Here is a 25,946-nt window from a genome sequence, read left to right on the forward strand (position 1 = left end):
GTGGATGCCGAAGAGCTCCTCCTGCCCCGGTCGCAGCTGGCGAACAAGCGGCTGCACGCCATGATCCCCGGCGGCGCGCACACCTACGCCAAGGGCGACGACCAGTACCCCGAGAACCTGGCCCCGGTCATCAGCCACGGCCGCGGTGCCCACGTGTGGGACATCGACGACAACCGCTACATCGAGTACGGGTCCGGCCTGCGGTCGGTCAGCCTCGGCCATGCCCACCCGCGCGTGCTCGAGGCGGTGCGGCGGGAACTCGACCGCGGCAGCAACTTCGTCCGGCCGTCCATCGTGGAGGTCGAGGCCGCGGAACGCTTCCTGGCCACGGTGCCGACCGCCGACATGGTCAAGTTCGCGAAGAACGGCTCCGACGTCACCACCGCCGCGGTGCGCCTCGCCCGCGCCGTCACCGGGCGCACGCGGGTGGCCATCTGCGGCGACCATCCGTTCTTCTCCGTCGACGACTGGTTCATCGGCACATCGCCGATGTCCGCCGGTGTTCCGGCGGCGACCACCGAGCTCACCGTGGCGTTCCCCTACGGGGACCTGGCCGCCACGGAGGAGCTGCTCACCCGGTACCAGGACGAGGTCGCCTGTCTGATCCTCGAACCCCTCGGCCACACCGAGCCTTCCCCCAGCTCTCAACTTCTCCCCGAGCCTTCGGCCGGGAAGTGCCCCGCGAGCAGTGGAGACCCCACTCCCGGGTACCTCGCCGGCCTGCGCGAGCTGGCCGACCGGCACGGCTGTGTACTGATCTTCGACGAGATGATCACCGGCCTGCGCTGGTCCGAGGCGGGCGCCCAGGGTCTGTACGGCGTGGTCCCCGACCTCTCCACGTTCGGCAAGGCGCTGGGCAACGGGTTCGCCGTCTCCGCGCTGGCCGGCCGCCGCGATCTGATGGAGCGGGGCGGACTTCGTCACTCCAGCGAGCGGGTGTTCCTGCTGTCCACCACGCACGGTGCGGAAACGCACTCGCTGGCCGCCGCGACGGCCGTGCTCACCACGTACGTCGAGGAGGGCATCACCGCACAACTGCACGCCCTCGGGGAGCGGTTGGCCACCGGTGTCCGCGAGGCCGCGGCGAGCATGGGCGTCGGCGACCACGTCGTCGTCCGGGGCCGGGCCAGCAACCTGGTCTTCGCCACCCTCGACGAGAACGGGCAGCCGTCGCAGCAGTACCGCACCTTGTTCCTGCGCCGGCTCATCGAGGGCGGAATCCTTGCCCCGTCGTTCGTGGTGAGCAGCGCGCTCGGCGACGCCGACATCGACCGCACTGTCGACGTGGTGGCCCAGGCATGTGCGGTGTACCGGAAGGCACTGGACGCCGCCGACCCCACCCCCTGGTTGGCCGGGCGGCCGGTGAAGCCCGTGTTCCGCCGCTTGGCGTGACGTGACGTCAGCGACGCGCCCGCCGACCGGCGGTGGCCGTCCGGTCGCCCAGCCGGTCGGCCGTCCGGTCGACCAGCCACGCGGTCGCCGGTATCACCACGAGCGCGGTGCACCAGCCGCCGAGGACGTCGGTCGGGTAGTGCGCGCCCAGGACGACCTGCGCCCAGCCCATGGCGGCGCCGCCGACCAGCGCTGCGGCGAGCACGAGTGAGGTGCCGGCCGTCCTGCCGAGGCCGAACCGGCCGGTCGCGAGCAGGGCCAGCACGAAGGCGAGCGCAGTGGCGAAGGCGGTGTGCCCGCTCGGGTACGACAGGTTCTCGTCGCCGTGGATGGTGCGTCCCACCAGTTGCTTGAGCAGTGTCGTCGTCCCCACCGTGATGCCGGCGCCGGCAACGACGAGCACCGCTGCACGAGGAAGCCGAAGCAGCATGCAGCCCGTCACGGTGGCCGCTACCAGCATCGCCGCTCCCGCGGGGTCGCCCAAGAAGTCCGTGGCCAGAGCGACGTGCCGCCACAGCGGCCCCACACCCTCCACCGCCGCCCAGATCCGCGCGTCCACCCTGCCAGGCCGGCCGGCCCCGGCATACAGGACCCCGAGCACGACGACCACCAGCGCGGCGAGGGCCGCAACCAGCCCGAGCCGCATCCGCAACGACGGGGGCAGCACCACGGGCGCCGGCCGACCGGTCACACGCCCACCGCGTCCGGTCGACCTGCGGTGGGGACCTTCTTGTCCACCGTGCACAGCGTCGGGCGTTGCGGGATTACGACGCCGCCCTGCCGGCGCCCCGCGACGGAGGGGTGCTTCCGGGCGACTCCGGTGACCGTAGGTCCGGGCACGCCACGGCCCAGGTGTCCCGTCAAGTCCGCGGCTCCCACGAGCAGGTCGGAAACGGCATCGTCGCGGCCACTGCCGGCCGGGCCCGCGCCAAGAGCATCGCGTCTCGGACGTTGGTCGCCGGCTGCTTCTCCGGCCCCGATGACAAACCCGTCAAGCACGAACGGGACTCGGCCGACCTCCAGGTCCGCTCCGGCCGGTCGATCCAACGTGAGCCCCCCGTCGTGTCCGTCTGCCCTCCAGCGTCCACAACTGCCCTGCGGACACCGGCTCCTGGCCTGTACGACTCCGCGGGAGCCGTAAGCCTGTGCAGCCTCGAACTTACCGGCCCGGTCTGGGCTACGAGCAGTACGACACTACGGAGGTCGGGTACCTGAGGGTCAACGTACCCTTCAGGTACCCGACTCGAGGCTCTAGAAGAACCCGAGCTTCTGCGCCGAGTACGACACCAGAAGGTTCTTCGTCTGCTGGTAGTGCTCCAGCATCATCTTGTGGTTCTCGCGGCCGATGCCCGACTGCTTGTAGCCACCGAAGGCGGCGTGGGCCGGGTACGCGTGGTAGCAGTTCGTCCAGACTCGGCCCGCCTGGATCGAACGGCCCGCGCGGTACGCCGTGTTGATGTCGCGGGTCCACACGCCCGCGCCGAGGCCGTACAGCGTGTCGTTGGCGATTTTGATGGCGTCGTCGTAGTCGGCGAACGAGGCGACCGAGACGACCGGGCCGAAGATCTCCTCCTGGAAGATCCGCATGCGGTTGTTGCCCTCGAAGATGGTGGGCTGGACGTAGTAGCCGCCTGCCAGCTCGCCGTCGTATTCGATGCGCTGACCACCCGTCAGGACCTTCGCGCCCTCCTGCTGGCCGATGTCCAGGTAGGAGAGGATCTTCTGGAGCTGGTCGTTGGACGCCTGGGCGCCGATCATCGTGTCGGTGTCGAGCGGATTGCCCGGCCTGATGGCCTCCGTGCGCGCGATCGCCGCGTCGAGGAACTCGCTGTAGTGGCCCTGCTGGATCAGCGCCCGCGAGGGACACGTGCAGACCTCGCCCTGGTTGAGGGCGAACATCGTGAAGCCCTCGAGGGCCTTGTCGCGGAAGTCGTCGTCCTTCGCCCACACGTCGTCGAAGAAGATGTTCGGCGACTTGCCGCCGAGTTCGAGGGTGACCGGCTTGATGTTCTCGGACGCGTACTGCATGATCAGCCGGCCCGTCGTCGTCTCGCCGGTGAACGCGACCTTCGCCACACGCGCGCTGGACGCGAGCGGCTTGCCCGCCTCCACGCCGAAGCCGTTGACGACGTTCACGACACCCGGCGGCAGCAGGTCGGCGACCAGGCTCAGCCAGTAGTGGATGGAAGCCGGGGTCTGCTCCGCGGGCTTGAGGACCACCGCGTTGCCCGCCGCGAGGGCCGGGGCCAGCTTCCAAGTGGCCATCAGGATCGGGAAGTTCCACGGAATGATCTGCGCCACCACGCCGAGCGGCTCGTGGAAGTGGTACGCGATCGTGTCGTCGTCGATCTCGCTGAGCGAGCCCTCCTGGGCGCGCAGGGCGCCGGCGAAGTAGCGGAAGTGGTCGATCGCGAGCGGGATGTCGGCGGCGAGCGTCTCGCGGACCGGCTTGCCGTTCTCCCAGGTCTCGGCGACCGCCAGCTTCTCGAGGTTCGCCTCCATCCGGTCGGCGATCTTGAGGAGGATGTCGGCGCGCGCGGTGGGCGACGTACGGCCCCAGGCGGGCGCGGCGGCGTGCGCCGCGTCGAGGGCGCGCTCGACGTCCGCCTCGGTGCCCCTGGCGATCTCCGTGAACGGCTTCCCGTTGACCGGGCTCGGGTTCTCGAAGTACTGGCCGAGGGCCGGCGGCACGTACTCGCCGCCGATGAAGTGGTCGTAGCGGGCCTGGTAGGAGACGACTGAGCCGTTGGTACCGGGTGCTGCGTAAAGGGTCATCTTGGCTGGCCTCCCGTGCGAGCCGCCCGCCGTTGGGCAGCTTTCGCACGGAGGCTAGGCGCGCGGACGTTGCAGATACGTTGCGAACGACGTCGGGGGGCCGGGCGCGGCCTGTTCCGCGTCGAGTTCCCTGAGCCGGGCGAGCACGGGCGGCGCCGGGCGCACCGTGGCCAGCGCCCGCCACACGTCGAGGTCCTCCTCGCCCCACGGTGCGTGCGCCCAGTCCGCGAGCAGGTCGGGGTCGCCCCGCGCGATGAGCGCGGCACGAATCTCGTCGGTGAGCCTGCGCCGTATACGAACGACGGCAGGGGCCTGCGAGCCGGGCAGCAGCGGTCCGCCGAACGCGGCGGCGGCCGCCGTCACCGCGCCCGTCCCCAGGCGCCGCTCGACCGTCCCGAAGTCGGACTCGACGGGCGCCGCCAGGCGGTAGGGGCGCGAGCCGAGGATGTCGGGGCCGAGTACCCGGCGCAGGCGCGCCAGTTCGGCCCGCAGCGTCACAGGTGTGACCGACTCGTCCTCGTACAGGGCGCACAGCAGCTCGTCGCCGGTCAGGCCCTCCGGGTGGCGGGCCAGCAGGACGAGGATCTCGCTGTGCCGGCGGCTGAGGCGGATCTTGCGTCCGCCGCTCGTGATGAGGAGCGCCTCGTCCCGGCCGAGCGCGGTGAGCCGGAGACTGTCCGCGTCCGAAGGCGGCGGCGCGAGCAGCGCCAGCTGGGACTCCGCCGCACGGGCCACCGCCTGCACGAAGGCGAGGCTGTGCGGATGGGCAAGCCCGTCCCCGCCCGTGATGTCGACGGCGCCGAGCAGCCGCCCCGAACGCGGATCGTGCACGGGGGCCGCCGCGCAGGTCCACGGCTGGACGCGCCGGATGAAGTGCTCGGCGGCGAACACCTGGACGGGCCGGTCGACCGCCACGGCCGTGCCCGGCGCGTTCGTCCCCATCGCCGTCTCCGACCAGCGCGCGCCCGGCACGAAGTTCATCTTCCCGGCCCGCTGCCGCGTCGTCCGGTCGCCCTCGACCCACAGGAGCCTGCCGTGCGCGTCACACACGGCGAGCAGATGCTCGCCGTCCTGGGCGAACGTGCCCATGAGTTCACGGAACAGCGGCATGACCCGGGCCAGCGGATGCTCGGCGCGGTACGCCCCGAGGTCGCCGTCGCTCAGCTCCACCGACGCGGAGGCGTCCGGGCTGACGTGCGCTCCGGCGGAGCGCCGCCAGGAATCGGCCACCACGGAGCGCACCGGGCGGGACACGGTCCCCGCGGCGGTGAACGTCTCGTGCGCGCGGCGCAGGACCCGTACCCGCTCGGACGGATCGGTGCCCGGCTCCAGGGCCACCCATGGATCGGTCAAGTCGGCCTCCCCGGCGGGCGATGCGGCGGTGCATCGCTGTGGGGACATCGTCGCGCCGGGGACGCATACGGACAAGCGTCCCGACACTGATCCGCACGGATGCGTCACAGTGCGTGCGCGCCGGGCAGGCCGACCCCGCTGCGCTCCTGGCCACCACTCAGGCGAAGTTGACCATCCTGATGTAGCGGGACCAGTCCCAGTACGGGCCAGGGTCGGTGTGGTCCGTGCCGGGGACCTCGTAGTGCCCGAGGATGTGCTGGCGGTCCATGGGTATGCCGTACTTGGCGCAGATCGCGGCGGTCAGATTGGCCGACGACTGGTAGAGCGCGTCGGTGAAGTACTCCGGCTGGTCGACCCAGCCCTCGTGCTCGATGCCGATGCTTCGGGTGTTGTAGTCCCAATTCCCGGCGTGCCAGGCGATGTTGCGCTCGCGGACGCACTGGGCGATGTGGCCGTCGGACGAGCGGACCACGTAGTGCGCGGAGACCTTCTTGGCCGGGTTCTGGAAGATGGCCAGGGCGTCGGCGTACGTCTCCTGGGTTACGTGGATGATCACGTAGTTCAGGGGATAGCTGGTGGGACGGCTGGACGCCGTGTAGTTGGAGGTGCTGGCAGGGACGGACTCGGCGCCCGGATAGTCGACGGCCTGCGCCCCGGCCCAGGCGCGGGCGGCGGGGAGCAGTGCTGCGGGCACGGCGGCGAGCGCGCCGGCCTGGAGCAACCGGCGCCGGCTCGGAAGTGGCCTTCGGTCCATGACTGGTCTGCCTCTCTGGTGGGGACGGTGGGGCAGGGCTTTGTCTGCGAACAGCGAACGGTGCGTCGTCAGAAGGTGCGGTGGTCCGGTCGGGGGAGCGTCGCGGCGACGTCCCTCAAGTGCGCGTGCAGCCCGCGATGCGTCTCCCGTGCCGGCAGCCACTCCTTACGGAGTTTCGCCACGCACGTGTAGTTCGTGTCGCAGACGTTGGCGAGCGGCGACTCGACGGTCTGCGAGGCGAACTGGTAGGCGTCCAGCTCACTGAAGCCGTAGTCGCGCTCCAGCCAGCGCACCAGATCGAGTTGGGATATCCGGAACGCGTCCTCGAGAGGCCGCGCCGACCCGGTCGAGATGATGTGCGTGTCCGACTCGATGCGCGGCCACGGCGTGGCGACGCCCTTGAGGAGCTCGACGATCACGACGGTCCGCATGGCGCACTCGACGGCGACGCCGCACGTCTCGCCCTCGCCCTGCCGCGCGTGCCCGTCGCCGAGGCTGAGCAGCGCGCCCTCGACGTTCACCCCGAGGTAGCAGGTGACGCCCGCCCGCATCTCCGGCGAGTCCATGTTGCCGCCGTGCGCGTCCGGGACGAGCGCCGAGCGGACCTCGAGGTTCGCCGGTGCCACGCCGACCGTTCCGTGCATCGGGTCCATCGGCAGCTCGACCTGGAAGTCGCTGTCGTGCGCAGTGAACCGGGTCGTGCGTCGCTCCCGGTCGAGGTGCCACATCCATACGACCTCGGGCAGCGGCGGCTGGAGCGTGGCCGTGGTGTGGGTGGACGTGAGTGCGCCGAAGAGCGGGACTGTCGTAGACGCCGCCCAGTCGCGGGCCGGCTCGACGGAGACGAAGTGCACCGCGACCGTGTCGCCGGGTTCGGCGCCCTCGATGTGGAAGGGCCCGGTCTGCGGATTGAGGAACGGGAACTCGCACACCTGCGACACCAGGTCCTTCTCGGACCGCACCCGCCCGTCGAAACAGTCCTCCGTGTACAGGTCCAGGACCGTGCCCGGCACGATCCGGGCGATGGGCGGCGCGCCGCCGAACGTGTAGGCGTACTCGCCCGGTTCGGGCCGCACGGTCAGGATCCTGGGGTCGTTCATCGCTGTGCTGCTCCGCTCTGTGAGGTGGGTGCGTCAGGGTCCGGGCCTGGGGCCGGTGCTCCGTCGGGTGCGTCGTCGTCGAGATGGACGCGTCCGGTCTCCGCTATACGTTCCGGATGGCGCCGCAGGAGCACTGCGAGCACCACGACCCCTGCGAGCATCCACGCGGCGACGACCGGGCCCGCGTAGGAAACCGGCGCCGTCAGCTCCGACACGAAGTCGAAGACCGGTAGGCCCGCGGCCGTGAGCAGCGCGGGCACGAAGGCGACGATGCCGAGGAGCGGGAGGACGAGATGGCGCACCGGGCGCAGAGCGGAGCGACCGCGGCGCAGGAAGTACCCGGCACAGGCGAGGTTCGCCACGATGTACACACCGATGATGACCGTGACGATCACCGTCGCCAGGAGCAGGAACGCCGTCACCGGGTCGTAGGCGAAACCGAGCCCGAGCATCGCCGCGACCGCGACGACGAACTGGACGGCGACGCCGGTGACGGGGGAGCGGCGCACCGGGTGCAGGCGCGCGAAGCCGCTCGGGAAGACGCCGATCCGGCCGAGGGCGAACGCCGTGCGTGTCGAGACGTTGGCGCACGCGTTGGCGTTCGCGATCGTCGAGTTCACCACCGCCAGGAACACCAGGACCCAGAAGAGGCCGAAGGAGGCGCGGGCCACGCCCTCCCACGACGCGGCGCCCTCCGCTCCGAACGTCGCGAACCTGCCGGGCCCGAAGTACACCGACATCGCGTACGTCGTCAGTACGTAGAAGAGCCCGATCGCCAGGGCCGCCCCGAGGACGGCCCGGTGCATGGTGCGCCGTGGGTCGCGGGTCTCCTCGGCGAGGGGCGCCGCCGCCTCGAAACCGGCGAACGCCAGCACCGTGTACACCGAACCGGCGAAGACGCCGCTCCAGCCCTCGTACCCCGGTGCCGAGTGCGAAGTGCCGAACACCGAAAGGGTGTTGTCGCCGCCCGCCTTCGAGATCAGCAGGATCGCGAAGGCCAGGAAGACGACGACTTCGAAGGCGCCGAGCACCGTCCCGAAGCGTGCCGACGCGCGCACTCCGAAGTAGCCTGCCACGGCGATGATCGCGGCTCCGGCGAGCGACCACGGCCACCACAGGTCCGCCGGGTACGACGACCACTCGTTGTGCAGCGTCCCGGCCGTGGTGAAGCCCAGCTGCAGCAGAAGCAGAGGCGGCACAAGGGCCTCGACGAACACATAGCCCCAGCCGACGAGGAAACCCACGCTCGGATGGAGGCCGCGCGCGGCGTACGTCGATACGGAGCCGGCCGCGGGCAGTTCGCGTGCCAGCTCCGCCACGCACGACGCCGTGAACAGACAGGCCACCAGCGCGATCAGCACGGACAGCGGCAGGCTGCCGCCCGCGAACGCCGTACCCGCCGGGATCGACGCGGCGACCGCGGCCGCCGGCGCCATCGCCGTGATGCTCTGGAACAGGACCTCGCGCAGCCCGATCGCCCCGCGCCGCAGTCCCGTTCCGTTCTGAACGTCCACCCCCGACACCTGAATCCCCCGATCCACGTGACCGCGCCACCGCGCCGAGGCGGTGGCGTTCCGCGTGAATTACGTTAAGGGCCTTGGCGGTTGGGGCGGAAGGGGGCGCGGCGGGCCTGTGGATAACTCGCCCATTGTGAACAACCGCACGTCAGAGGTCCGAACCTCTGGCACTTCGCGCGCCACGGCGCAGGGGGTCCACGCGACCCGCGCGCCACGGCCCAGGGGTCCAGACGGCCATCGGTGTCCTACACGCTCGCCGCCACCGGGTCGTCGAGCACCGCCCGCACCACCGAGTGCGCCGCACCGAGCAGAGGGCCGTCGGACCCCAGGCGCGACACCGTCACCCCGTCGGCCGGCGTCGCCGTCCGGCGCGTCAACTCCCGCTCCAGCGCGGGCAGTAGCCACGGCGCGAGACGCGACAGCGCCCCGCCGAGCACGACCGCCCGAGGGTCGAGGAGGTTCACCGCCCCGGTCAGCGCGATGCCCATGGCGGCCCCGGCCCCGCGCAGCGCCCGCCGGGCATCCGTGTCCCCTGCCGCGGCGCGCTCGGCGAGCAGGCCCACCCGGTCCTCGCCGGGACCGAGGCCCGCCGCGCGCAGCACGGCCTCCTCGCCCGCGTACTGCTCCAGGCAGCCGCGCCCTCCGCACGGGCACGCCGGGCCCTCAGGGCGGACCGGAACGTGCCCCAACTCGCCCGCGAATCCACGGGTTCCGCGCAGCAGCTTGCCGTCGACGACGAGCGCCGCGCCGATGCCGATCTCGGCCGAGACGTGCAGGAAGTCGGCGGGGGTCTCCTCGCCGAGCCAGAGCTCGGCGAGTGCCCCGAAATTCGCCTCGTTGTCGACGCTCAGCGGCAGAACGGACCGTGGCTCGGCCGGTGTCGGCAGCAGGGCGGAGACGTCCGTGTCGTGCCAGTCCAGGTTGGGCGCCCGGACCACCGTATGCGTGCCGCGCGCGACCAGGCCCGGCACCGCGACCGCGAGGCCCGCCGGGCGCAGCCCCTCCCGTTCGGCACGGGCCGTCACCTCCCGGATCAGCACGGACAGTTCCTTGAGGACGGGGCCGGGCGCGCGCCCGCGGTTGGCGACGCGGCGCACGGCACGCGCGCGTACCTCGCCGCTGAGATCGACCGCGCACACCGCGAGATGGTCGACACCGACCTCGGCCCCGATCCCGGCGGGACCGCTGCGGCTGACGACGAGTGCCGAGCCGGGACGCCCGACCCTGCCGGGCCGCTGCGGGCCGAGCTCCTCGATCAGACCCGACCGGATCAGTTCGTCGACGAGCGTCGAAACCGCGGCCCTGGTCAGCCCGATGTGCTGGGCGACCGTGGCCCGCGACAACGGTCCGTCCGTGGCGACGGAGTGCATGACCCGCGAGAGGTTGCGCCGGCGCATGCCCTGCTGGGTGTCGGGCGTGCCGGGCCGGGGCTCGTGCAGTGGTGCGGTCATGCCTCCGGACACTCCCATGGGGTCGGGCCGGCGCACGCGGCCGTCGGCCTTCCTGGATCCTCGGTCGACGGGGTGGTCAGCGCGGACCCCTGTCCAGGAGCGGGGCCGCGTCGGAGAGTACCCCGGAGATCCGTGCCAGCGCCGCCGCGTCCTGCTCCACAGGATCCAGAACAGGCCCCTGCGCCGTTCCCCAGCGCCGCGCCACCGCCGCCGGATCCTCCCCGGTCAACAGCCCGGCGGCCTGTGCCGCGGCGCCGAGCGCGACCAGCTCGCGGGCCTCGGGCACCTGCACCGCACGGCCCGAGAGCCGTCGTACGGTCTGCTGCCAGGCCGTTCCCCGGGCGCCGCCCCCGATGAGCAGCAGCGGCACCGACAGGTCGGCGTCAGCGTCGAGGACCAGGTCGAGCGCGCCCAAGAGCGCGTGGACTGCGCCGTCGTAGGCGGCCTGCAGGAGCTGGCCTCCCGTGGTGTCGTGCCGCAGTCCGTGCAACAGCCCTGAGGCGTTCGGCAGATCGGGGGTGCGCTCGCCGTCCAGGTACGGCAGCAGCGTGATGTCGCCGCCGGGTTCCACGGCCTCGCGGTCCAGGCCGAGCAGCGCGGCGACCCGGTCGACGGCCAGCGTGCAGTTCAGGGTGCACGCGAGTGGCAGCCAGTCGCCGCGCGCGTCGGCGAAGCCGGCGACAGTGCCGGTCGGGTCCGCGGGGCGGTGCCGCGACACCGCGTACACCGTGCCGGACGTGCCGAGGCTGAGGACCGGGGTGCCGGGCCGGAGTCCGAGGCCGAGGGCGGCCGCCGCATTGTCGCCCGTGCCCGCGGCCACCAGCGTCCCCCTGGAGAAGGGCAGTTCACCCGAGCCGTGGACCGTACCGGCCACCTCTCCGGGGCGCACGACCCGGGGGAGCAGCGCCGGATCGAGCCCCACGCGCGCGAGGATGTCGTCGTCGTACGACTCCGTGGCCGAGGCCCACCAGCCCGTGCCCGAGGCGTCGCCCCGGTCCGTCGTGCCGTCGCCGGTCAGCCGCTGCGTGAGGTAGTCGTGCGGCAGCCGCACGGCGGCCGTGGCGCGTACCGCGTCCGGCTCGTGCTCGGCCAGCCATGCCCACTTGCTGACGGTGAACGAGGCCCCGGGCACACTGCCCACCCGCTCGGCCCACGCCTTGGGGCCGCCCATCTCGTCGATGAGGCGGCGGGCCTGGGGCGCCGAACGCACATCGTTCCAGAGCAGCGCGGGACGTACCGGCCGGCCGGCGGCGTCGAGCGTGACGAGGCCGTGCTGCTGACCGCCGACCGACACTGCCGAGGCCCGGTGCGCCGCATCACCGCACTGGCGCAGCGCCTCGCACAGTGCGGTCCACCACTGCTCGGGGTCGCTCTCGCGGCCCTGCCCCGAGCTGACCGTGTGGGGTGCCTGGCCGCTCGCCACGACCGCGCCCGTGGCGGCGTCGACGACCAGGGCCTTCGTGGACTGCGTGGAGCTGTCCACCCCGACGACGAGTGGTCCATCGGCTGATGACATCCGGCTCTCCCGTTCCCGACAAAACGATTCCGTGGCTGTCCGAGGTACATGTGCGACAGAGCGTTCACCCGATGCTCTCCCGATGTGCCTCTTCCCAGTGGCGTGTCCGCATACTAATTTGTAAAGTGCCATGACGAAATAGGCGTGACTGGCGAGGAGCCGCGACATGACGTACCGACCCACCCCCGACGACAAGTTCAGCTTCGGCCTGTGGACGGTCGGCTGGCAGGGGCGCGACCCGTTCGGCGACGCCACCCGCGCCGCCCTCGACCCGGCCGAGTCCGTGCGGCGCCTGGCCGACCTCGGCGCCTACGGAGTGACGTTCCACGACGACGACCTGATCCCCTTCGGGGCCTCGGACACCGAGCGCGAGTCGCACGTCAAGCGCTTCCGGCAGGCCCTCGACTCCACCGGCCTGATCGTCCCGATGGCCACCACGAACCTCTTCACGCACCCCGTCTTCAAGGACGGCGCGTTCACCGCGAACGACCGGGACGTGCGCCGGTACGCCCTGCGCAAGACCATCCGCAACATCGATCTCGCCGTCGAACTCGGGGCGAAGACGTACGTCGCCTGGGGCGGCCGCGAGGGTGCCGAATCCGGCGCGGCCAAGGACGTACGGGCCGCGCTCGACCGGATGAAGGAGGCGTTCGACCTGCTCGGCGAGTACGTCGTTCAGCAGGGCTACGACCTGAAGTTCGCGATCGAGCCGAAGCCGAACGAGCCGCGCGGCGACATCCTCCTGCCCACTGTCGGCCACGCCCTCGCCTTCATCGAGCGCCTGGAGCGGCCCGAGATGTACGGCGTGAACCCGGAGGTGGGCCACGAGCAGATGGCGGGGCTCAACTTCCCGCACGGCATCGCCCAGGCACTGTGGGCGGGCAAGCTCTTCCACATCGACCTCAACGGCCAGACGGGCATCAAGTACGACCAGGACCTCCGCTTCGGCGCGGGCGACCTGCGCTCGGCGTTCTGGCTGGTCGACCTGCTGGAGACCGCCGGGTACGAGGGGCCGCGGCACTTCGACTTCAAGCCGCCGCGCACCGAGGACTACGACGGCGTGTGGGCGTCGGCCGAGGGCTGCATGCGCAACTACCTGATCCTGCGCGAGCGTGCGGCCGCGTTCCGGGCCGACCCGGAGGTTCAGGAGGCGCTGCGCGCCTCGCGGCTCGACGAGCTGGTGCAGCCCACCGCCGCCGACGGCCTGTCGGGGCTGCTCGCCGACGCGAGCGCCTTCGAGGGCTTCGACGTGGAGGCGGCCGCCGCCCGCGGCATGGCCTTCGAGCGCCTCGACCAGCTGGCGATGGACCACCTGCTGGCGGCCCGGGGCTGACGGCCACGCGCGCGTAGTGCCCGGTTCGGCCCCCGCCAACTCCCGTGCGGGGGCCGAGCCTCAGCCGTTGCCCCCGGGCGGCGCACCGGGACGTACGTGGCCTCTGGGATACTTCGGCGATGGACACACGCACGACGGAATACGCGGAACCGCCTGGTCAGAAGGGTTCCGAGGCCGCCCGGCCGCCCGGCGTCCGGTGGGAGCTGAGGGCCGCCGGGCCCGCCGACGTGGAGCCGATCGCCGAGCTGCGCGCCGTCGTCATGCGACCGGACCTGGTGCGCCTCGGCCGCTACGACGAGCACCGAGTCCGGCAGCGGCTGCGTGACACGTTCTCCGAGCGGTACACCTCCGTCGTCCTGGCCGACGGCGCGTTCGTGGGCAGCGTCACGATGCGCCCGGCGCAGTCCGGCGGCCAGTGGATCGAGCACTTCTACCTCGCCCCGGAACAGCAGGGCAGGGGTCTCGGCACGGCTGTCCTGCGCGCACTGCTCGACCGGGCCGACGCGGCGGGCGAGACCGTACGCCTGGACGTCGTCCAGGGCAGCGCGGCCCGCCGCCTCTACGAGCGCCACGGCTTCACCCTCGAATCGGAGGACCCGATCGACGTGTTCCTGGTGCGTGCCCCACGGGTCATGCCAGAGGCCCGCCCCTGATCCCTGACCTCAAGGGCATGGCGCGGACGGTTCAGGCCCCGACCCACACCGTGGTGATGTTGCAGAACTCGCGGATTCCGTGGGCCGAGAGCTCCCTGCCGTAGCCGGAGCGCTTGACGCCGCCGAACGGGAAGGCCGGGTGCGAGGCCGTCATTCCGTTGACGTAGACGCCGCCCGCCTCGATGTCGCGGGCGAAGCGGTCGATCTCCGCCGCGTCATGAGTCCACACGTTGGAACTCAGCCCGAACGGTGAGTCGTTGGCGAGGGCGACGGCCTCGTCCAGGTCGCCGACGCGGTACAGCGTGGCGACCGGGCCGAAGGTCTCCTCGCGGTGGATGCGCATGTCCTGCGTGATGTCGGTGATGACCGTCGGCTCGTAGTACCAGCCGCTCTTGGCGTACGCCTCGGGGCGCCGGCCGCCGCACAGCACCGTCGCGCCGCACTCCACGGCGTCGTCCACGAGTTCTTCCAGGTCGGCGCGGCCCTGCTCGCTGGCGAGCGGCCCGACGTCGGTGTTCTCGTCCATCGGGTCGCCCACGCGCAGGGCCCGCATCCCGGAGACGAACAGCTCGGCGAACTCGTCGTACACGTCCGTGTGCACGATGAACCGCTTCGCCGCGATGCACGACTGCCCGTTGTTCTGCGCCCGCGCCGTCACAGCGACCTTCGCGGCCTTCGCCACGTCGGCCGACGGCAGCACGACGAACGGGTCGCTGCCGCCCAGCTCAAGGACCGTCTTCTTGACCTCGTCGCCCGCGATCGAGGCGACGGAACGTCCCGCCGGCTCGCTCCCGGTCAGCGTCGCCGCCACGACCCGCTCATCGCGGAGTACGCCCTCGACCGCGCGCGAGCCGATGAGCAGCGTCTGGAAGCACCCGTCGGGGAACCCGGCCCTGCGGAACAGGTCCTGGAGGTAGAGCGCGGTCTGCGGCACGTTCGACGCGTGCTTGAGCAGTCCCACGTTCCCTGCCATCAGGGCGGGCGCGGCGAACCGTACGACCTGCCACAGCGGGAAGTTCCACGGCATGACGGCGAGGACGACGCCCAGCGGCCGGTAGCGGACATGGGCGCTGACCGCGCCGGAGTCCTCCACGTCCTTGGCCGAGGGGTGCTCGTCGGCGAGGAGTTCCTGCGCGTGCTCCGCGTACCAGCGCATCGCCTTCGCGCACTTCGCGGCCTCCGCGCGCGCCGCCACGACGGGCTTGCCCATCTCGGTGGTCATGACGCGTGCGATGTCGTCACGGTCCGCGTCGAGCAGGTCCGCGGCGGCCTGGAGCAGCCGGGCCCGTTCGAAGAACGTGGTGGTGCGGTACGTGCGGAACGTGCCGGCGGCGAGAAGGAGCCGGTGCTCGATCTCCTCGTCGGTCAGGGCGTCGTACGTCTTGAGCGTCTCGCCGTTCGCGGGGTTGACCGTCGCGATGGGCATGGGGGTGACCTCCTCTGCGCGGTGCTTCGACCTTGCCGCGCCACGTCGCGCCGCGCAACGCGGACGGACCGTGTACCCGGTGGCGCGGCAGTCAGACGTGCTCGGCGAGCCGGTCGAGGAAGACGGTCTGCGCCTGCACCACGAGGGGACGCGCCGCGTCGAGCCCGAGCCAGGCCGCGCGGTCCAGCTCGGGGAACTCGGCCATGCGCCCCGAGCCCTTCGGCCACTCCATCGTGAACGTGCCGGGCACGAAGCCGTCCAGGTCGAGGTCGCCCTCCACGGCCCACACGGTGACGTGCTTGCCGCCGGACTGCACGGTGTCGCCGAGCGGCACCGGCGTGCCGTCCGGCGGGGCAAGGCCCAGTTCCTCCTGGAACTCCCTGCGCGCCGCCGCCCACGGCTCCTCGTCGTCCTCGTACTCGCCCTTCGGCACGGTCCACGCCCCGGCGTCGCGCCGCTCCCAGAACGGGCCGCCCATGTGTCCGAGCAGCACCTCGGTGCCGGCGGCCGTGCGCCGGAACAGCAGCAGGCCCGCGCTCTGCTTCTTGTACGCCATGGCACCAGTGTCGGCGTGCTACATGTGAACGGCGCCTGGAATCGGGCGGGCGATCCACGGTGCCTCCAGAAGACCGTTTCGCCGTGCACGACGCGGGCGTCGCGTCCGCGATGGTCGACACCAGCCGGCAGGTGGGCGGTTCGTCCTGAGGACCGAGCGGGAGTGAGTCCTGTTGCCAGAACCCATGCGCAGTCGTGTGCCCCGGACGGTTTTGGGCACATTGGTCCCCGCCTTCGCTCCGCACCCGGGCGGCACGGATCGTGTCCGTGGTCCGGGCACCCGTACCGGGCGGCGACCTGGATGGTCTACGCCCGGTCGGGTGACCGGGTCAGGGCGAGGAGTTCGAGGCCCGCCCGGACGTGCCGTGCGCCTCCGCCTCGGGGCCGACCGGATCCTGCGGGTCCCGCTGCGCGGGCACGATGCTCGCGCCCGCGGTGACCGCCGCGGCCGGTGCGTCGCCGCGCTGCCGCCACCGCGACACGCGCGCGGCGACGGGCTCGGTGAAGCGCGCCGTCAGCGGTCCGACGATGACGAGGATCAGGACGTACGCGGTCGCCAGCGGACCGAGCCTGGGCTCGATCCCGGCTGTGACCGCCAGGCCCGCGATGACGATGGAGAACTCGCCGCGCGCCACGAGAGCGCCGCCGGCACGCCAGCGGCCCTTGACGGAGATCTTCGCCCGCCGCGCCGCCCAGTAGCCAGTCGCGATCTTCGTGCAGGCCGTGACGACCGCGAGAGCGAGCGCCGGAAGCAGGACCGGCGGAATGCTCGCGGGGTCGGTGTGCAGGCCGAAGAAGACGAAGAACACGGCGGCGAACAGGTCGCGCAGCGGCAGCAGCAGCGAGTGGGCGCCCTCGGCGACCTCACCGGACAGGGCGATGCCGACGAGGAACGCGCCGACCGCCGCCGACACCTGGAGCTGCTGCGCGATCCCCGCGACCAGGATCGTCAGGCCGAGCACCACCAGGAGCAGCTTCTCCGGGTCGTCGCTGGAGACGAACCGGGAGATGAGACGGCCGTACCGCACGGCGAGGAACAGGACGAGGCCGGCGGCCCCGAGCGCGATGGCCAGGGTGACACCGCCCGCCGCCCAGCCGACACCGGCGAGCAGCGCCGTGATGATCGGCAGATAGACCGCCATCGCCAGGTCCTCGAGGACCAGGATGCTGAGGATCACCGGGGTCTCCCGGTTGCCGACCCGGCCGAGGTCGCCGAGCACCTTGGCGATCACACCCGATGACGAGATCCACGTGACACCGGCGAGGACGACGGCCGCCACCGGGCCCCATCCCATCAGCAGCGCGGCCGCGGCGCCCGGCAGCGCGTTGAACGCGCAGTCGACCAGGCCCGCCGGGTACTGCGTCTTGAGGTTGCTGACGAGATCGCTGGCCGTGTACTCCAGGCCCAGCATCAGCAGCAGCAGGATGACGCCGATCTCGGCGCCGATCGCCACGAACTCCTCGCTCGCGCCGAGCGGGAGCAGCCCGCCCTCGCCGAACGCGAGGCCCGCGAGGAGGTAGAGGGGGATGGGTGAGAACCGGAACCGCCCGGCGAATCTGCCCAGGAGGCCGAGCGCGAGGATGATCGCCCCGAACTCGATGAGGAACACCGCGGAGTGCATCCGATCACTCCCTTCCGAGTATCGTCGCCGCCGCTTCCACGCCCTCGCGGGTGCCGATGACGATCACGGTGTCCCCGCCGGCGAGCCGGAAGTCGGGGGTGGGCGACGGGATCGCCTCGGCGCGCCGCAGTACGGCCACGATCGAGGCGCCGGTCTCTGTGCGCAGCTGGGTCTCGCCGAGCAGGCGTCCGTTCCAGTGCGAGGTCGCGCCGATCTCGATGCGCTCGGCGACGAGGCCCAGATCGGTGGTGTGCAGCAGGTTCGGGCTGTGGTGGGACGGCATCAGCGCGTCGATCAGCGCGGCCGCCTCACCGGACGTCAGCTTCAGCGACAGGTCGCAGGCGTCCGGGTCGTCGGTCCGGTAGGCGCTCAGGGTGCGCCCGCCGTCCCGGTGCGCGACCACCGACACCTGGCGTTGGTCGCGAGTGGTCAGGTCGTACCGGAAGCCGATCCCCGGCAGTGGCGTGCGGCTCAGACGTGAAGCGGGCACAGCTCTCCCCTTGTCCGTGCTTGTCCTGGGTGATGCATGGCGCCTGCAGGTACCGGGCGCCACGTGTCACCCTATCGGCCCCAATATTTGGCAAAGAAACGGTCTTGCTACGGGGCTGGGTGCGCGGCGAGCACCGTCTCGACCGTGTCCGCGTCCTCGGCTGTCTTGTCCTCGCGGTACCGCACCACGCGCGCGAAGCGCAGCGTGACGCCGGCCGGGTAGCGGGTGGACTTCTGCAGACCGTCGTAGGCGATCTCCACGACCAACTCGGGCCGCACCGTGACGACATGTCCGTCGTCGCTCGTGGCCAGCTCCCGCAGCCGCTCCGTCTGCCAGGCGAGCAGCGCGTCCGTGAGCCCCTTGAACGTCTTGCCCAGCATCGCGAAGGAGCCGTCCGGCCTGCGCGCACCGAGGTGCAGATTCGACAGCTTGCCCGTCCGCCGGCCGTGCCCCCACTCCGCCGCGAGCACCACCAGGTCCAGCGTGTGTACGGGCTTCACCTTCAGCCAGGACGCGCCGCGCCGCCCCGCGCTGTACGGGGCGTCGAGCCCCTTCACGACGACGCCCTCATGACCGCGGCGCAGGGTGTCGGCGAAGAACGCGTCGGCCGCCGCACGGGCCGCCGCGTCCTCCCCGTCCGGAACGACGACGTGGCGCACCCGCATCACCTTCGGTACCAGCCGCGCCAGGCGCGCGTGGCGCTCGGCGAACGGCAGATCGAGCAGCTCGTCCCCGCCCGCGTACAAGACGTCGAAGAACACCGGCACCACGGGTACGGACCCGGCGGCCGTCACCACGTCCACCCGCGAACCGACACGGCTCGCGATCTCCTGGAACGGGCGAGGCCGGCCGTCCCCGTCGAGCGCGATGACCTCCCCGTCGAGGATGAAGCGGTCCCCGTCGAGCCCGGCGGCCACGGCCGTGACCTCGGGCAGCCGGTCGGTGATGTCGTCGAGCGTGCGCGTGTAGACGCGTACGACGTCGCCGTCGCGGTGGACCTGTACGCGGATGCCGTCCAGCTTCTCCTCCACCGCGCACGCCCCGAGCTTGTCCACGGCCTCCCCGACCGAGGGCGCGCTGTGCGCCAGCATCGGGAACACCGGGCGGCCGACGGTCAGTTGGAACTCGCCCAGCGCGTCCGGGCCCTCGGCCAGCAGGGCCTGCGCCACCACCTGGAGCGACCCGGTCAGCATCACCGCGCGCCGCACCTCCTCCGGCGGCGCGCCGGTCGCCTGCGCCAGCCCCTCCAGAGCCACCGCGTCGAGCGCTCCCTGCCGCACCTCGCCGGTGAGCAGACCGAACAGGAACCGCTGCTCGTCCCCTGTCGCGGCGCCCATCAACTCCCCGACGAGACGGGTCCGTTCGGCCTGCGACCCGGCGCCTGCCACATCGCCGAGGGCGGTCAGCGCGGCGTCGACGTCCTGGACCGTCAGCCGGGGCTGCGCGGCCGGCGCCACCGGTTCGCGCAGCACCCGCCACCCGATGCCGAGACGCCCCTGCGGGAGACGCCCCGCCAGGTAAGGGATCACGATCGGTACGTCGTCCGGCTCCGCCGCCCGGAAGAGCTCGGCGAGCAGCGCGATCTTCCGCGACCGCGCCCTGGTGGCCGCGACCTCCTGGGACACCTGTGCGAGCCGGGAGAACAGCATGCAGCCATCGTGCACCGGGTCGCGGTGCGGCGCACGAGGGTACGGGCTCCCGCCGATAAGCCGCACCCATCAAGGGATTCCCGAAAGGGACTCGCCCTCCGTGTCCATTCTCCCTTCATCGGATGTCCGTTCCGCGATGCGAGACCGGCACCGAGATTTCTTGACTGGCGCGACGCGCCCCTGGTTGGATCGGTGGCATGAACACGAGACTGGACCTCACGCGGCGACGCCATGTCGACCTCGCACGCGTCTCCAGCTCCTTCTGTTGCCGCGCCCTCTGACGAGCCACACACGCCCCGGCGACCTGGCCGCCTCCGCGGCGGCCGCCGTCGTCGGACCTCCACCGTGCCGATCGATTTCCGCACGGCTTCCCACCGCACCGCACTGAACCGCACCGCGTATTCGGCATGCGCGAATTCCTGAATTTCGGCACTGCTGCGTTTTTGCGTTCGCGCCTTTCGCATTGCCCGCATTCCACGTGCCGAATTCCAGTCCGAAGGGTCCCGTCATGGCCACCGTCCTCTCCATTTCCGGAAGTCCCTCCGCCACCTCCCGCACGGCGCGACTCCTGCGCCACCTCGACGCGCGGCTCGAAGCGCAGGGCCACGACGTCATAGCGCTCGACGTCCGCACCCTGCCCGCCGAGGCGCTCCTCGGCGCGGACTTCGCCCACCCGGCCATCGTCGAGGCGACCGAGCTCCTCGCCCGCGCCGACGGGGTCGTCGTCGCGACGCCCGTCTACAAGGCCGCGTACTCCGGGCTCCTCAAGGCGCTCCTCGACCTGCTGCCGCAGTACGGACTCGACGGCAAGACCGTGCTGCCGCTCGCCACCGGAGGCACCACCGCGCATGTCCTCGCCCTCGACTACGCGCTGCGGCCCGTCCTCAACTCCATGGGTGCCGACCACATCGTCCAGGGGTGGTTCACCCTCGACAAGGACATCACCGTCGCCCCGGACGGCACGGTCGGTGTCGCGCCGGGGTCGGCCGAGGCGCTCAGCCGCGTCGTCGACCAGTTCTCCGGCGCGCTCACGCGTACCGCGAGGCCCCTGCTCGCCGCGGCGAGCTGACCGTCAACTCCTGCCCAGTCGAGGCCTGTTGACAGCCCGTTGTAGTCCCTTGCGATCGGAGCCCGCCCGTGTCCCTCACCTTCCACTGGTTCCTGCCGACCAACGGCGACAGCCGCCACGTCGTCGGCGGTGGTCACGGCACACCCGTGACCGCGGCGGGCGGTGACCGGCCCCCGTCCATCGGCTATCTCACGCAGATCGCCCGCGCCGCCGAGGACCTCGGCTTCGTCGGCGCGCTGACCCCCACCGGCGCCTGGTGCGAGGACGCCTGGCTGACCACCGCCATGCTCAGCCAGCAGACCGAGCGCCTGAAGTTCCTCGTCGCGTTCCGGCCCGGCTTCGTCTCGCCCACGCTCGCCGCGCAGATGGCGTCCACGTACCAGCGCCAGACCGGCGGCAGGCTTCTGCTGAACGTCGTGACGGGCGGCGAGAGCCGGGAACAGCGCGCCTACGGCGACTTCCTCGACAAGGAATCCCGGTACGCGCGCACCGGTGAATTCCTGGAGATCGTCCGGGGGCTGTGGGCCGGCGACACCGTCGATCTCGCGGGCGAACACCTCCAGGTGCAGGACGCCCGGCTCGCCCGGCTGCCCGACCCCGTTCCCGAGGTGTACTTCGGTGGCTCCTCGCCTGTCGCGGGGGAGATCGCGGCGCGGCACAGCGATGTCTACCTCACCTGGGGCGAGCCGCCCGCCCAGGTCGCCGAGAAGATCGCCTGGATCCGCGGCCTCGCCGAGAAGGAGGGCCGCACCGTCCGCTTCGGGATCCGGCTGCACGTCATCACGCGCGACACCGCCGAACAGGCCTGGGCGGAGGCCGACCGGCTCCTCCAGGGCTTCGACCCGGCCACCGTCAGGTCCGTCCAGGAGGGGCTGGCGCGCAGCGAGTCCGAGGGCCAGCAGCGCATGCTCGCCCTGCACGGCGGAAGCTCCAACAGCCTGGAGATCCACCCGAACCTATGGGCCGGCATCGGCCTCGTGCGCGGCGGCGCCGGTACCGCGCTGGTCGGCAGCCATGACGAGGTCGCCGACCGCGTCGAGGAGTACCACCGCCTCGGCATCGACGAGTTCGTGCTCTCCGGATACCCGCACCTGGAGGAGGCGTACTGGTTCGGGGAGGGCGTCCTGCCACGGCTGCAAGCCCGCGGGCTATGGGCACACCCGCACCGGGGTGCGGCAGCGCTGACGGCGCCCCAGGTCCCGTTCGGGAGCTGAGCCGAAGCCGGGCCGCAATGCCCTGCCGCGCGGTGGCGCGCTACAGGGCCTTCCCCTGGTCCCGCTTGTGCGGCCCGGGCTCCAACGCCGGTGCCGCCACGCCCAGATGCGAGCGGCACTGCGGCTTCGGAGCCTCCTCCAGCCGCGGCCGGACCGCCGCCGGACGGATGAACACGACGGCCGTCGCCGACCCCAGCGCGAACAGCAGGGCGCACCCCATGGCCGCCCGGTGGAACGACGTGTTGACGGAGTCCGGCTGCGTGTACGCGTCCCCGGACAGGCCGACCGCCAGCGGCAGCGCCGCCACCACGAGGAGCTGCGCGATCCGGGCAGCCGTGTTGTTGACGCCGCTGGCGAGCCCGGCGCGGCCCGGCTCGACCGACGCCAGGACCGTGGCAGTCAGAGGCGCGACGAACACGCTCATGCCCAGGCCGAGCACCGCCACCGCGGGCAGCACATCGGCCACGTACGACGCACCTGGCTCGATCCGCAGCATCAGGAGCAGGCCCACCGCCGCGATCAGCGGCCCGGCGACCAGGGGCGGCGTCGGCCCGACACGGCGCGCGAGATCGCCCGCGCGGGGGGAGAGGAGCAGCATCAGGACCGTGATCGGCAGCGTCGCCGTACCCGCCTGCAGCGCGCTGTAGCCGAGCGCGATCTGGAGCTGTACGGGCAGCAGAAACAGGATGCCGCCGATCGCCGCGTACAGGCACAGCGTCATCGCGTTGGCCGCGCTGAACAGCCGGGAGCGGAACAGCGAGGGCGGCAGCATCGGCTCAGCGCGATGGTGCTCCACGACGACGAAGGCGATGCCGGCCGCGACACCGAGTACGGCGGGCAGCGCCGTCGACACGAGGGACGCGCCGCCGGACGACCCGATCAGCGCGTAACTGATGCCCACCAGGCACAGGGCGGCGAGCGAGGCGCCCGCCATGTCGAAGCGGGTCCCGGCGACCCCGGCCTCACGGCTCTCCGGCACGTGCCGCACCGCGATCAGCAGCACGATCACGGCCAGCGGCACATTGATCAGGAAGATCCACCGCCACCCGGGTCCGTCGATCAGGTACCCGCCGAGGAACGGTCCGAGCGCCCCCGCCACACCCGTGAGCCCCGACCAGGCGCCCACGGCCCGCGACTGGTCGTCGGGGTGGAACGAGGACCGTACGAGGGCCAGCGACCCGGGGGTGAGGAGCGCACCGCCCACTCCTTGCAGCGCGCGGGCCGCGATGAGTACACCCTGGTCGGGGGCGAGCCCGCACAGCGCCGACGCGACCGCGAACCAGGCCACGCCGAGCACGAGAGTGCGCCGCCGCCCGATCCGGTCGCCGAGCGCGCCGCCCCACAGGAGCAGGGCGGACAGCGTCAGCATGTACGCGTTCACGACCCACTGGAGGCTCGACAGGGAGGCGTCGAGGTCGCGGCCGATGGTCGGCAGGGCGACATTCACCACCGTGCCGTCGAGCATCGCCATCCCGGAGGCCAGGACGACACAGGCGAGGATCCAGCGACCCCTGGCGGAGGAGAGCCGGATTCCGGGGGTGGACTCGACGGGTTCGGGCGTCATCGCAGCCATTGTCGTGGACGCGGGGGAGCGGCGCGAGACCGCGCCGCGAGCGAGCCGTTCCGCCGCGCCGTCATCACGCCCGACCCGGTCGGCCACGGAGCCTCCGACAGACCCCGCGCCGACTGCTCGGAGCGGGGCATGACGGAGGCCGGCGAGCGGAGTACCGCGTAACCGCTACTTCGGAAGGTTGGCCTCGATCGCGGCGAGCACCTCGGGGGCGTCCGGCACGACCTGCGGCGAGAAGCGGGCGACGACCTCGCCCTTGGGGGAGAGCACGAACTTCTCGAAGTTCCAGCGGATGTCCCCGTCGTGGCCCTCCGCGTCCGCCGTGGTGACCAGACGCTCGTACAGCGGGTGGCGCGCGTCGCCGTTCACCTCGACCTTCTCGGTCATCGGGAACGTCACCCCGTACGTCGCCGAGCAGAACTCGGCGATCTCCTCGGCGCTGCCGGGCTCCTGGCCCATGAACTGGTTGCAGGGGACCCCGAGCACGCTGAAGCCGCGGCTCGCGTACTCGGCGTGGAGCTGCTCCAGGGCCGCGTACTGCGGGGTGAGGCCGCACTTCGAGGCCACATTGACGATGAGGACGGCCTTGCCCTCGTACTGGGGGAGGTCGGCGGGGCCGCCCTGGAGGGCGGCGATCTCGACATTCTCGTAGACAGACATGCTTCGGATGTTAGCGACCCGTGCGGTCGCGCTCCTCGTCACCCCGGTCCGGATCGGGGGCCCATCTGTGAAGATGGCCAAGAACGATGCGACGAGCGAGTGGAGGGCTGATCGTCATGGCGCAGCAGGTGCGAGGCGTGATCGCGCGGGCCAAGGGAGAGCCGGTGCGGATCGAGACGATCGTCGTGCCGGATCCGGGGCCAGGGGAGGCCGTGGTCAAGATCCAGGCGTGCGGGGTGTGCCATACCGACCTGCACTACCGGGAGGGCGGCATCAACGACGAGTTCCCGTTCCTGCTCGGTCATGAGGCGGCCGGTGTCGTCGAGGCGGTCGGTGACGGGGTCACCGAGGTCGCGCCGGGCGACTTCGTGATCCTCAACTGGCGTGCCGTGTGCGGTCAGTGCCGCGCCTGCCTGCGCGGGCGCCCCCAGTACTGCTTCGACACGCACAACGCGAAGCAGAAGATGACGCTCCTCGACGGCACGGAGCTCTCGCCCGCGCTCGGGATCGGCGCGTTCGCCGACAAGACGCTCGTCGCCGCCGGGCAGTGCACCAAGGTCGACCCGGAGGCGTCGCCCGCCGCAGCGGGTCTGCTCGGCTGCGGCGTCATGGCCGGTCTCGGCGCCGCCATCAACACGGGCAACGTGGGCCGCGGCGACTCCGTCGCCGTCATCGGCTGCGGCGGGGTCGGCGCGGCGGCCGTGACCGGCGCCCACCTCGCCGGTGCCGGGAAGATCATCGCCATCGACATCGACGACAAGAAACTGGCGACGGCCAGGAAGCTCGGCGCCACGCACACCGTCAACTCCCGCTCCACCGACCCGGTCGAGGCCGTACGCGAGCTGACCGGAGGGTTCGGCGCCGACGTCGTCATCGAGGCGGTCGGCCGCCCGGAGACCTACAAGCAGGCCTTCTACGCCCGCGACCTCGCCGGAACCGTCGTCCTCGTCGGCGTCCCCACGCCCGAGATGCAGCTCGAACTGCCCCTGCTCGACGTGTTCGGGCGCGGCGGCGCTCTCAAGTCGTCCTGGTACGGCGACTGTCTGCCCTCGCGCGACTTCCCGATGCTGATCGACCTCTACCGGCAGGGTCGGCTCGACCTCGACACGTTCGTGACCGAGACGATCGCCCTGGAGGACGTGGAGAAAGCGTTCGAGCGGATGCACCACGGCGACGTGCTGCGCTCGGTGGTGATCTTCTGATGGCGGGCGCGCGCATCGAACACCTCGTCACGTCCGGCACGTTCTCCCTCGACGGGGGCACCTGGGACGTCGACAACAACGTATGGCTCGTCGGGGACGACAGCGAGGTCGTCGTGATCGACGCGGCGCACGACGCCGACGCGATCGCCGAGGCCGTGGGCGACCGGAGGCTCGTCGCCATCGTGTGCACCCACGCGCACGACGACCACATCGACGCGGCACCCGCGCTCGCCGAGCGCACCGGGGCGCCCATCCTCCTGCACCCCGCGGACACGGAGCTGTGGAAGCAGAAGCACCCCGACCGCACGCCTGACGGAGAACTCGCCGATGGTCAGCAACTTGCCGTGGCGGGCGTGGAGTTGACCGTGCTGCACACGCCGGGGCACTGCCAAGGCGCGGTCAGCCTGTACGCGCCGGAACTCGGCGCCGTCTTCACGGGGGACACCCTGTTCGCGGGTGGCCCGGGTGCGACGGGGCGGTCGTTCAGCGACTTCCCGACCATCGTCGAGTCGATCAGGGAGCGGCTCCTCACGCTGCCGCCGGAGACCGTCGTACGGACGGGGCACGGCGACGGCACGACGATCGGGGCGGAGGCGCCCCACCTGGAGGAGTGGATCGCCAGGGGGCACTGAGCCGGGCGATCAG

General features: G+C 71.8%; 23 protein-coding genes. 8 read left to right on the forward strand and 15 right to left on the reverse strand.

All coding sequences use genetic code 11. From position 1 onward, the window contains the following. A complete protein-coding gene (locus tag CG723_RS11360; protein ID WP_100593150.1) occupies positions 1-1,392 on the forward strand; it encodes a glutamate-1-semialdehyde 2,1-aminomutase in 1,392 nt (463 codons plus the stop codon). A 7-nt stretch (positions 1,393-1,399) separates the two neighbouring features. Here CG723_RS11360 and CG723_RS11365 read toward each other — a convergent pair whose 3' ends face one another. The 8 genes from CG723_RS11365 to xylB form a co-directional block, all read right to left on the reverse strand. Continuing rightward, on the reverse strand, positions 1,400-2,083 hold the full coding sequence (locus CG723_RS11365) for a phosphatase PAP2 family protein (protein ID WP_100593151.1): 684 nt from the start codon (positions 2,081-2,083) through the stop codon (positions 1,400-1,402). A gap of 560 nt (positions 2,084-2,643) precedes the next feature. Beyond that, positions 2,644-4,167 (reverse strand): acetaldehyde dehydrogenase ExaC, encoded by a 1,524-nt coding sequence (exaC, locus tag CG723_RS11370; RefSeq protein ID WP_100593152.1) that lies wholly within the window; start codon positions 4,165-4,167, stop codon positions 2,644-2,646. A 54-nt stretch (positions 4,168-4,221) separates the two neighbouring features. Next, positions 4,222-5,520 (reverse strand): GAF domain-containing protein, encoded by a 1,299-nt coding sequence (locus CG723_RS11375; RefSeq protein ID WP_100593153.1) that lies wholly within the window; start codon positions 5,518-5,520, stop codon positions 4,222-4,224. 157 nt (positions 5,521-5,677) lie between these two features. After that, positions 5,678-6,274 (reverse strand): N-acetylmuramoyl-L-alanine amidase, encoded by a 597-nt coding sequence (locus CG723_RS11380; protein WP_100593154.1) that lies wholly within the window; start codon positions 6,272-6,274, stop codon positions 5,678-5,680. A 68-nt stretch (positions 6,275-6,342) separates the two neighbouring features. Continuing rightward, on the reverse strand, positions 6,343-7,374 hold the full coding sequence (locus CG723_RS11385; protein ID WP_100593155.1) for an acetamidase/formamidase family protein: 1,032 nt from the start codon (positions 7,372-7,374) through the stop codon (positions 6,343-6,345). After that, on the reverse strand, positions 7,371-8,888 hold the full coding sequence (locus tag CG723_RS11390; RefSeq protein ID WP_234374239.1) for an APC family permease: 1,518 nt from the start codon (positions 8,886-8,888) through the stop codon (positions 7,371-7,373). The genes CG723_RS11385 and CG723_RS11390 overlap by 4 nt, the downstream gene beginning before the upstream one ends. 248 nt (positions 8,889-9,136) lie before the next feature. Then, positions 9,137-10,342, reverse strand: a complete 1,206-nt coding sequence (locus CG723_RS11395; RefSeq protein ID WP_100593817.1) for an ROK family transcriptional regulator — start codon at positions 10,340-10,342, stop codon at positions 9,137-9,139. 76 nt (positions 10,343-10,418) lie between these two features. Next, on the reverse strand, positions 10,419-11,858 hold the full coding sequence (xylB, locus tag CG723_RS11400) for a xylulokinase (RefSeq protein WP_100593157.1): 1,440 nt from the start codon (positions 11,856-11,858) through the stop codon (positions 10,419-10,421). A 166-nt stretch (positions 11,859-12,024) separates the two neighbouring features. Between xylB and xylA the strand changes: the two genes are divergently transcribed. Together xylA and CG723_RS11410 are read left to right on the forward strand one after the other, a co-directional pair. Then, positions 12,025-13,191 carry a xylose isomerase gene (gene xylA, locus CG723_RS11405; protein WP_100593158.1) on the forward strand — a complete coding sequence of 389 codons (1,167 nt, stop codon included), beginning with the start codon at positions 12,025-12,027 and terminating at the stop codon, positions 13,189-13,191. 119 nt (positions 13,192-13,310) lie between these two features. Further along, positions 13,311-13,844 carry a GNAT family N-acetyltransferase gene (locus CG723_RS11410; protein WP_100593159.1) on the forward strand — a complete coding sequence of 178 codons (534 nt, stop codon included), beginning with the start codon at positions 13,311-13,313 and terminating at the stop codon, positions 13,842-13,844. Between the two features lie 31 nt (positions 13,845-13,875). On the opposite strand, the gene CG723_RS11415 is transcribed toward CG723_RS11410, so the two are convergent. From CG723_RS11415 to CG723_RS11440, 5 genes are all read right to left on the reverse strand, one after another. Next, positions 13,876-15,270 (reverse strand): NADP-dependent succinic semialdehyde dehydrogenase, encoded by a 1,395-nt coding sequence (locus CG723_RS11415; RefSeq protein ID WP_100593160.1) that lies wholly within the window; start codon positions 15,268-15,270, stop codon positions 13,876-13,878. Between the two features lie 91 nt (positions 15,271-15,361). Next, a complete protein-coding gene (locus tag CG723_RS11420; protein ID WP_100593161.1) occupies positions 15,362-15,826 on the reverse strand; it encodes an NUDIX domain-containing protein in 465 nt (154 codons plus the stop codon). 328 nt (positions 15,827-16,154) lie between these two features. Then, a complete protein-coding gene (locus CG723_RS11430; RefSeq protein WP_100593162.1) occupies positions 16,155-17,447 on the reverse strand; it encodes a cation:proton antiporter in 1,293 nt (430 codons plus the stop codon). A gap of 4 nt (positions 17,448-17,451) precedes the next feature. Then, positions 17,452-17,937 (reverse strand): cation:proton antiporter regulatory subunit, encoded by a 486-nt coding sequence (locus tag CG723_RS11435; protein WP_234374240.1) that lies wholly within the window; start codon positions 17,935-17,937, stop codon positions 17,452-17,454. 107 nt (positions 17,938-18,044) lie between these two features. After that, positions 18,045-19,586 carry an ATP-dependent DNA ligase gene (locus CG723_RS11440; RefSeq protein WP_100593163.1) on the reverse strand — a complete coding sequence of 514 codons (1,542 nt, stop codon included), beginning with the start codon at positions 19,584-19,586 and terminating at the stop codon, positions 18,045-18,047. 197 nt (positions 19,587-19,783) lie between these two features. Between CG723_RS11440 and CG723_RS49170 the strand changes: the two genes are divergently transcribed. From CG723_RS49170 to CG723_RS11450, 3 genes are all read left to right on the forward strand, one after another. Continuing rightward, positions 19,784-19,867 carry a putative leader peptide gene (locus CG723_RS49170; protein ID WP_351255852.1) on the forward strand — a complete coding sequence of 28 codons (84 nt, stop codon included), beginning with the start codon at positions 19,784-19,786 and terminating at the stop codon, positions 19,865-19,867. Positions 19,868-20,094: 227 nt separating this feature from the next. Next, entirely contained in the window at positions 20,095-20,655 is a 561-nt protein-coding gene (gene ssuE / locus CG723_RS11445; RefSeq protein WP_100593164.1) for an NADPH-dependent FMN reductase, read from the forward strand. 68 nt (positions 20,656-20,723) lie between these two features. Next, entirely contained in the window at positions 20,724-21,869 is a 1,146-nt protein-coding gene (locus tag CG723_RS11450; RefSeq protein ID WP_100593165.1) for an LLM class flavin-dependent oxidoreductase, read from the forward strand. Between the two features lie 40 nt (positions 21,870-21,909). On the opposite strand, the gene CG723_RS11455 is transcribed toward CG723_RS11450, so the two are convergent. Next, on the reverse strand, positions 21,910-23,433 hold the full coding sequence (locus CG723_RS11455) for an MFS transporter (RefSeq protein WP_100593819.1): 1,524 nt from the start codon (positions 23,431-23,433) through the stop codon (positions 21,910-21,912). Positions 23,434-23,607: 174 nt separating this feature from the next. Continuing rightward, the gene (locus tag CG723_RS11460; RefSeq protein WP_100593166.1) at positions 23,608-24,099 is read right to left on the reverse strand and encodes a glutathione peroxidase; all 492 of its coding nucleotides are present in this window, start codon (positions 24,097-24,099) and stop codon (positions 23,608-23,610) included. A 116-nt stretch (positions 24,100-24,215) separates the two neighbouring features. Here CG723_RS11460 and CG723_RS11465 point away from each other — a divergent pair, with 116 nt between their 5' ends. Further along, on the forward strand, positions 24,216-25,301 hold the full coding sequence (locus CG723_RS11465; RefSeq protein ID WP_100593167.1) for an S-(hydroxymethyl)mycothiol dehydrogenase: 1,086 nt from the start codon (positions 24,216-24,218) through the stop codon (positions 25,299-25,301). Beyond that, positions 25,301-25,933 carry an MBL fold metallo-hydrolase gene (locus CG723_RS11470; protein WP_100593168.1) on the forward strand — a complete coding sequence of 211 codons (633 nt, stop codon included), beginning with the start codon at positions 25,301-25,303 and terminating at the stop codon, positions 25,931-25,933. The genes CG723_RS11465 and CG723_RS11470 overlap by 1 nt, the downstream gene beginning before the upstream one ends. Positions 25,934-25,946 lie beyond the last annotated feature (13 nt).

This window comes from Streptomyces sp. CB01635 (genome assembly GCF_002803065.1).
In the GTDB taxonomy this organism is placed as follows: Bacteria; Actinomycetota; Actinomycetes; order Streptomycetales; family Streptomycetaceae; genus Streptomyces.

Coding starts and splice junctions, on each gene's coding strand:
- exaC (WP_100593152.1), bottom strand. CDS start 4,167: ATGACCCTTTACGCAGCACCCGGTACCAACGGCTCAGTCGTCTCCTAC.
- CG723_RS11380 (WP_100593154.1), bottom strand. CDS start 6,274: ATGGACCGAAGGCCACTTCCGAGCCGGCGCCGGTTGCTCCAGGCCGGC.
- CG723_RS11385 (WP_100593155.1), bottom strand. CDS start 7,374: ATGAACGACCCCAGGATCCTGACCGTGCGGCCCGAACCGGGCGAGTAC.
- CG723_RS11395 (WP_100593817.1), bottom strand. CDS start 10,342: ATGACCGCACCACTGCACGAGCCCCGGCCCGGCACGCCCGACACCCAG.
- xylB (WP_100593157.1), bottom strand. CDS start 11,858: ATGTCATCAGCCGATGGACCACTCGTCGTCGGGGTGGACAGCTCCACG.
- xylA (WP_100593158.1), top strand. CDS start 12,025: ATGACGTACCGACCCACCCCCGACGACAAGTTCAGCTTCGGCCTGTGG.
- CG723_RS11410 (WP_100593159.1), top strand. CDS start 13,311: ATGGACACACGCACGACGGAATACGCGGAACCGCCTGGTCAGAAGGGT.
- CG723_RS11415 (WP_100593160.1), bottom strand. CDS start 15,270: ATGCCCATCGCGACGGTCAACCCCGCGAACGGCGAGACGCTCAAGACG.
- CG723_RS11420 (WP_100593161.1), bottom strand. CDS start 15,826: ATGGCGTACAAGAAGCAGAGCGCGGGCCTGCTGCTGTTCCGGCGCACG.
- CG723_RS11430 (WP_100593162.1), bottom strand. CDS start 17,447: ATGCACTCCGCGGTGTTCCTCATCGAGTTCGGGGCGATCATCCTCGCG.
- CG723_RS11440 (WP_100593163.1), bottom strand. CDS start 19,586: ATGCTGTTCTCCCGGCTCGCACAGGTGTCCCAGGAGGTCGCGGCCACC.
- CG723_RS49170 (WP_351255852.1), top strand. CDS start 19,784: ATGAACACGAGACTGGACCTCACGCGGCGACGCCATGTCGACCTCGCA.
- ssuE (WP_100593164.1), top strand. CDS start 20,095: ATGGCCACCGTCCTCTCCATTTCCGGAAGTCCCTCCGCCACCTCCCGC.
- CG723_RS11455 (WP_100593819.1), bottom strand. CDS start 23,433: ATGACGCCCGAACCCGTCGAGTCCACCCCCGGAATCCGGCTCTCCTCC.
- CG723_RS11460 (WP_100593166.1), bottom strand. CDS start 24,099: ATGTCTGTCTACGAGAATGTCGAGATCGCCGCCCTCCAGGGCGGCCCC.
- CG723_RS11465 (WP_100593167.1), top strand. CDS start 24,216: ATGGCGCAGCAGGTGCGAGGCGTGATCGCGCGGGCCAAGGGAGAGCCG.
- CG723_RS11470 (WP_100593168.1), top strand. CDS start 25,301: ATGGCGGGCGCGCGCATCGAACACCTCGTCACGTCCGGCACGTTCTCC.